This window comes from Streptomyces bambusae, from assembly GCF_019400985.1.
GTDB lineage: Bacteria > Actinomycetota > Actinomycetes > Streptomycetales > Streptomycetaceae > Streptomyces > Streptomyces bambusae_A.
In genome coordinates this window covers 1-6243 of record NZ_WTFF01000387.1, presented here as the reverse complement: position 1 = coordinate 6243, position 6243 = coordinate 1, and the positions used below count along the sequence as shown (strand labels likewise).

The 6243-nt window shown below is 74.3% G+C and carries 7 protein-coding genes; 3 read left to right on the top strand and 4 right to left on the bottom strand.

All coding sequences use genetic code 11. The features are described from left to right. Positions 1 to 150: 150 nt before the first annotated feature. From GPJ59_RS32215 to GPJ59_RS32205, 3 genes are all read right to left on the bottom strand, one after another. Complete coding sequence (locus tag GPJ59_RS32215; protein WP_219671458.1) at positions 151 to 1389, bottom strand: serpin family protein; 1239 nt, start codon at positions 1387 to 1389, stop codon at positions 151 to 153. Between the two features lie 170 nt (positions 1390 to 1559). After that, positions 1560 to 2057 carry a DUF4352 domain-containing protein gene (locus GPJ59_RS32210; protein WP_258025250.1) on the bottom strand — a complete coding sequence of 166 codons (498 nt, stop codon included), beginning with the start codon at positions 2055 to 2057 and terminating at the stop codon, positions 1560 to 1562. Positions 2058 to 2165: 108 nt separating this feature from the next. Continuing rightward, positions 2166 to 2564: a VOC family protein gene (locus GPJ59_RS32205; RefSeq protein ID WP_219671457.1), complete on the bottom strand. Its 399-nt coding sequence runs from the start codon at positions 2562 to 2564 to the stop codon at positions 2166 to 2168. Between the two features lie 283 nt (positions 2565 to 2847). Here GPJ59_RS32205 and GPJ59_RS32200 point away from each other — a divergent pair, with 283 nt between their 5' ends. Then, positions 2848 to 3657: a sugar phosphate isomerase/epimerase family protein gene (locus tag GPJ59_RS32200; RefSeq protein WP_219671456.1), complete on the top strand. Its 810-nt coding sequence runs from the start codon at positions 2848 to 2850 to the stop codon at positions 3655 to 3657. 81 nt (positions 3658 to 3738) lie between these two features. Here GPJ59_RS32200 and GPJ59_RS32195 read toward each other — a convergent pair whose 3' ends face one another. Further along, a complete protein-coding gene (locus GPJ59_RS32195; RefSeq protein WP_219671455.1) occupies positions 3739 to 4383 on the bottom strand; it encodes an isochorismatase family protein in 645 nt (214 codons plus the stop codon). A 127-nt stretch (positions 4384 to 4510) separates the two neighbouring features. Here GPJ59_RS32195 and GPJ59_RS32190 point away from each other — a divergent pair, with 127 nt between their 5' ends. Together GPJ59_RS32190 and GPJ59_RS32185 are read left to right on the top strand one after the other, a co-directional pair. Then, the gene (locus GPJ59_RS32190; protein WP_219671454.1) at positions 4511 to 5125 is read left to right on the top strand and encodes a TetR/AcrR family transcriptional regulator; all 615 of its coding nucleotides are present in this window, start codon (positions 4511 to 4513) and stop codon (positions 5123 to 5125) included. A 96-nt stretch (positions 5126 to 5221) separates the two neighbouring features. Beyond that, complete coding sequence (locus GPJ59_RS32185; RefSeq protein ID WP_219671453.1) at positions 5222 to 6178, top strand: aldo/keto reductase; 957 nt, start codon at positions 5222 to 5224, stop codon at positions 6176 to 6178. Positions 6179 to 6243 lie beyond the last annotated feature (65 nt).

Sequence of the window (6243 nt, the reverse complement as noted above, 5' to 3'; positions counted from 1 at the left end):
GTCACGGGCCGGCCGACCGGGCCCTCCGCGGGCCGGCCGACCGGGCCCTCCGCGGGCCGGGCTCTCCGCGGGCCGGGCATCGGCCGCGCCGCCTCAGGAGCGGCCGCCGCCCTCAGGGCCGCTCGCCGTCCTCAGGACCACTCCTCGTTCTCAGGACCACTCCTCGTCGTCCGGCCACTCCTCGTCCTCGGGCCACTCGTCGTCCGGCCTCTCGCAGGGGAGCGGTTCGGCCACCCAGCCGGCCGACAGGACCAGCTTCGAGGTTCGGTGCACGGCGAGGAACCCGAAGGGGCGGTGGAAGGAGACCTCGGCGCGCCGGACGCGGTACATGGGTCCCACCCCGCAGCCGGCGGCTACGCCGATGTCCGTGACTGCGGCGGCCTCGAAGCCCTCCGCGTGGAACCGGGCCATGGCCGACTGGCCGGCGGAGCCCACCGCCAGCGGTGTCCGGCTGATCCCGGGGAAGTGCCCGAACCCGGCGTCGGACGCGGTGGCCAGGCCGAACAGGCCCGCCTGCTCCAGCAGATCGTGTCGTCCGTCCACCGAGAAGGCGACGGTGTTCACGCGCAGCATCGGCTCCCGGTCGAGGGAGACGGCCGTACCGATCCTCAGGCCCGGCCCGGGGCTGCCCGCGGGGAGCGCCGAGGCGCCGGTGGACGGCACGGCACGGGTCACGGCGGCGATCCCGCCCCGCAGCACGTCCCCGGGCGCGGCGTCCGGCTCGCCCAGCACCAGGTGGACGTCCACGCCCCGGTCGCCGACCACGTCGAGCAGGGTGACCGGTCCCGACGGCGGCCGGGCGACCCGCACCCGGTCCAGCAGCGCCGTCACCCGGGTCAGCCCGGTGACGGTACGTCCGGCCCACGGTCCCTCGGGGATCTCCTCCGGGACCGCGTCGAACGGCCGGATCCAGCGCAGCCGCAGGGCCAGCGCCGAGGCGAGCACGAGCAGCGTCCCCCCGTCCACGGGGCTGGGCACCGACTCGATCAACCCGTCGGTACACCGTGCGGCCCAGGCGTCGAGGAGCGCCTGGTCGGCGGCGGGGTCCCCGGTGAGCTCGCCGCGGACGCCCTCCGGCAGTGCGGCGCTCCAGTCCGGTTCGAGCCCGAGACCGCGCCGAACCCACAGGCCCGTCGCCGTGTCCAGGCCGCCGACCGCCCCGAGCCCGCCGAGGAGTTCGCGGGCCGCCGCGGCCGCTTCCGCCGCGGGCAGGCCCAGCGCCTCCTCCAACTCCGCCCGGGCCGCTCCCTCCGCTCCGTGCGCCAGCAGGGCCAGCAGCGGCCAGACGCCGACCGCCGTGAACGCCGTACTCCGCTCGCCCGCGCCGGCCGCCACGGCGGCCCAGCGCTCGGTCAGCCGGTTGACCGCCCGTATCGTTCCGTTCCTCATGCGGGGGAGCGTACGGGGTGGAGCGCCACCGGGCCGGATCGTTTTCCGCGGCCCGGCGGCCACCACAAGCTATTGGTCTGGACCATCTCGGTCAAGGGGTGCGGCGTCAACGCGGCGGCTGGGCGGGGGCGGTGGCCCGGCCGGGGCGGTGGTCCGGCCGGCGTGCCGCGTCAGGTCTTCGAGCCCAGGGCCCACTGCCCGACGTCGTCGGCGAAGCCGCTGTTCATGGCGAACTGCACCGCTGCCGGCTCGGCGTCGCGCGGCACCTCGAAGGTGACGAACCCGAGCGCCGTGTCCTGCGGCCGGACCGTCACCAGGCCCGGGAACTCCGCCCCCGCCGCCGTCGCGCGCGGGGAGCCGGCGAAGCGCTGTCCCGTGGTGTCGAGGAGGTACGCGCCGTTCTGCGGCGAGTCCTTGTACACCGCGGTACCGGTGTTCTTCAGCCGGAACTGCACGGCGACCAGCCGCTCGTCCTGCTCCGGCACGTCTCCCGGGCCTTCGGCCGGCGCCGGGTCCACCACCTGCACCAAGGTCACGTCCAGTCGTTCCCCCGGCCCGTTCCCCTCCAGCGGGATGGTCTCCCCGGACGGCCCGGCGCCGGCCAGCGCGGGCACCACCAGGCCGAGCACCGCCAACGGCAGCCACAACCGACGCATCGCCGCGCCCATGGCCCACCTCCAGCCCCCGGACCCTTCCACCATCCCCCCGCCCGCCCCCTGCTGCCACCGCTGCAGGCACGACGGGCGGGTGGTGGCGTCCGAGTCCGTGCAGGGACCTCAGCCCGCAGGCGTCTCCCCGCTGCCGTACGGCCGGGTGATGATCTCCATGCCGTGGCCGGCCGGGTCCAGGAAGTACAGGCCCCGGCCGCCGTCGTGGTGGTTGATCTCACCCGGGTGCTTCAGATGGGGGTCGGCGAAGTACGTGATCCCGCGCGCCGTGATGCGCTCGAAGGCGGCGTCGAACTCCGCTTCGGAGACGAGGAACGCGTAGTGCTGGGTGGTGATGGCCTCGGCCGGTACGGTCGCGAAGTCCAGGGTGACGCCGTTGGCCGTGTCGACGGGGACGAACGGGCCCATCGGGGTCCCGACCTCGAGACCGAGGATGTGCGCCAGGAACTCGGCGGACTCCCGGTTGTCACGGGAGTGGATGATGGTGTGGTTGAGCTCTACAGACATGGGTGAATGCCTCCGAAAGGCATCTCACGACACCTCCATGCCTCACCCGGCCGGTGACCGGCACGCGATGTCGTCGGCATGATCATAGGCAGCCGCCGTTGTCCGCGTCGAGCCGTTTCCGGCCGGTGTTCCTCCGTCGCGCGACCGCTTCCGGAGCGGTCGTACGGCGGCCACCGCGGCCGAACGGGTGACGGATGGGGCCTTGTGTCCCGGTGGACGTGGAGATCCCCCCGGCGGATCGGGACGATGACGGGGACAACGACCCGCGCCCCGGGAGCCACCCGTGAAGTACGCCTTCTCCACGCTCGGCGTGCCGGGCCGGAGCGTGGCCGAGACCGCCGGCCTCGCCGCCGTGCACGGATTCGACGGCGTGGAGCTGCGCGCCCACCCCGAGGAGCCGCTCCACCCCGGCACCCGCTCGGCCGACCGCGCCGCGGCCGTACGGGCCTTCGACGCGGCGGGCGTCGCCGTCCTGTCCGTCGCGAGCTACGCCAAGGTGGCCGCGGAGGGCGAGGACGAGCCCGTCGTCGCCGAGCTGCTCTCCCTGATCGTCCTCGCCGCCGAGCTCGGCGCCCCGTACGTCCGGGTCTTCCCGGGCGCCGGCAACCTCCCGCCGGCCGATGCCGACTCCCGGGCGGTCCACCGGCTTTCCGCGGCCGCGCCGTTCGCCGAGCGCCACGGGGTCCGTGTCCTGCTGGAGACCCACGACTCGCACCGGACCGCGGCCGCCACCGGGCGGGTGCTGGACCGGGTCGGCCATCCGGCGGTCGGCGCGGTGTGGGACGTGCTGCACACCTGGCTGGGCGGTGAGACCCCGGCGGAGTCCCGGCGGGCCCTGGCCGGCCACTTGGGGTACGTCCAGGTCAAGGACGTGGCCTCCGGGCAGGACCTCACCCCGCTCGCGCTGGGCGCCGGGGTGCTGCCGCTCGCCGAGGTGGTCGCCGCGGCCCCGCCCGACGGCTGGCTGTGCTGGGAGTACGAGAAGCGCTGGTACCCGGCCGCGGCCGAACTGGACACCCTGCTCGGCGGGGGCCGCGAGTACCTGGCGGGCCTGGTGCGAGGGGCGGGCGACGGGCCGGAAGGGTCCGGCTGAGTGCGCTCCGGCCGACCGCGCTCCGGCCGACCGCGCTCGGCCGACCCCGCCGGGTCGGCCCCACCGCTGCTCGGGTCGGCCTCACCGCTCCGCGGCGGTGCGCCTGCCCTGCTCGACGGCGTTGCCGAAGGACCGGGCGCTCATCGCCATGGCCGGCACGTGCTCCCGCATGAGCCGCAGCCGGTGCGGAGCGTCGTGGAACTTCGGGTCGAGCTGGAACTCGGCGGCCAGGGAGAACCAGGTCACGGGGACGGCCCCGGCCTGGACCATGCGCTGCAGCGCCGTGTTGTGCGTCTCCGCCGTGAGGCCGGCGCAGGCGTCGGCCACCACGTGCACGCGGTAGCCCTCGCGCAGACCGCCGAGGACGGTCTGCAGGACGCAGCCCTCGGTGGAGATGCCGCCGATCACCAGGTTCTCCCGGGCCTCGGCGCGTACCGCCCGGGCGAAGGCCTCGTCGTGGAAGGCGTTGAAGTCCACGGGGCGTTCGACGACCGGCTGGTCCCCGAGGACGTCGAGCAGTTCGGGGTAGAGCGGGCCCGAGGGCTTGCTCGCCTCCCCGTTGGTCACGACCAGGCCGCTGCCGTACCACTTCGCCGTCTTGGCCAGCCCCACCGCGTTGTTGACGTGCTGTGCGAGGTCGTGGGAGCCGATGATGTTGGCGAAGCCGACCGCGTAGTCGACGAGGACGATCGTGGTGTTCGCCGGGCTGAGCGGCTCAGGTGCCATGCCGGGACTTCCTTCCGCGGACGAGCTTAGTGACCAGTTGGTCATTAGTGACTCTAGGCTTCGGCCCTCCTTAATGTCCACATGGTCACTAAAATTCGGGCAGGCCGGCATGCGTAGGCTTGGGGCCATGGACGCATCACGGGCCACGGGGGCTCTCGGGGAGGACCGCGGGCCCGCTCCGGCCAGGAAGCGCACGCGGGAACCCGAGGTGCGCCGGGCGGCCATCCTCGAAGCGGCGCGCGACGCCTTCGCGGAGCGCGGCTTCGCCAGGACGACCATCCGGGAGATCGCCCGCCGGGCCGGCGTGACCCACGGTCTGGTGATGCGCCACTTCGGTTCCAAGGAGCGGCTGTTCCTCGCGGCGGTGCCCAGCTCCCAGAACCTCATGGCCGAGGTGGCCGGCGATCCCGCATCGCTGCCCGCCCGGATCGCCCGCTCCTACGTCCGCCGCATGTCGAACAGCGGCGGCAACGATCCCTTCGTCGCCCTGATCCGATCGGTGGCCTCGGGGGAGGAGGCGGCCGAGCGGCTGCTGCGCGCCATGCAGGACGACAGCCTGGAGATGTACCGGCAGCTGGTCCCCGGCCCGGGCCTGGAAGCGCGGGTGAGCTCCGTCGGCGCCTACCTCATCGGCGTGACCTTCTCCCGCTACGTCGTCCGCAGCGGCCCCCTGGCCTCGATGTCCGACGAGGAGCTCGTCGACCACCTGGTCCCCAACCTGCGCGCCATCCTGCTCGGCTGAGCCACGCCGCACACCGCATATCGCCTGGGCCCCGGCGGACAACCCCGTTTAGTGTGAAGCCGGTTCGGACGAAGATCACGTGGAGGAACGAGCACCATGCGCTATCTGCCCCTGGGCACCTCAGGCCTGACCGTCTCCGCCGTCGGCCTCGGCTGCAACAACTTCGGCGGCCGCCTCGACGCGCAGGCCACCCGCGCGGTCGTCGACGCCGCCCTCGACGCGGGCGTCACCCTCTTCGACACCGCCGACATCTACGGCGGCCGCGGCGGCTCCGAGAGCCACCTCGGCCAGGCCCTCAAGGGCCGCCGGGACGAGGTGGTCCTCGCCACCAAGTTCGGCTACGACGGCATGGACATGGGCTACGGCCCCGCCGCCGGCGCCCGGGGCGGCCGGGCCTACGTCCGGCGCGCCGTCGAGGCCTCGCTGCGCCGCCTGGACACCGACCACATCGACCTCTACCAGCTGCACAGCCCCGATCCCGCCACCCCGATCGCCGAGACCCTGGCCGCACTCACCGAGCTCGTCCAGGAAGGCAAGGTCCGCTACATCGGCCACTCCAACTTCAGCGGCTGGCAGCTCGCCGAGGCCGCGCACGTCGCCCGCGAGCTGGGCGCGGCGCCGTTCGTCTCGGCCCAGAACCACTGGTCGCTGCTGGAGCGCGAGGCCGAGAAGGAGCTCGTCCCGGCCGCCGTGCACTACGGCCTGGGCGTCCTGCCGTACTTCCCGCTCGCCAACGGCCTGCTGACCGGCAAGGTCCGCCGGGGCGCGCCGGTGCCGGCCGGCTCCCGCCTGGAGGGCCGCGACTCCTACCTCACCGAGGAGCGGCTCGACACCGTGGAGGCGCTGGCCGCCGTCGCCGACAAGCACGGCCGCAGCATGCTGGAGCTGGCCATCGGCTGGCTCTCCGGCCGGCCCGGCTGCGCCTCCGTGATCGCCGGCGCCACCTCCGCGGAGCAGGTACGGGCCAACGCGGCGGTCGCCGACCGCCCGCTCGACGCCGAGCTGCTCGCCGAGATCACCCAGGCGGTGCAGCCGGCGGAGGCGGCCGCATGACGGGCGGCGTGCTGCCGCGCCCGCTCGGCTGACCCCGCCCCGGGCCCGCCCGTACGCGTCGGGAC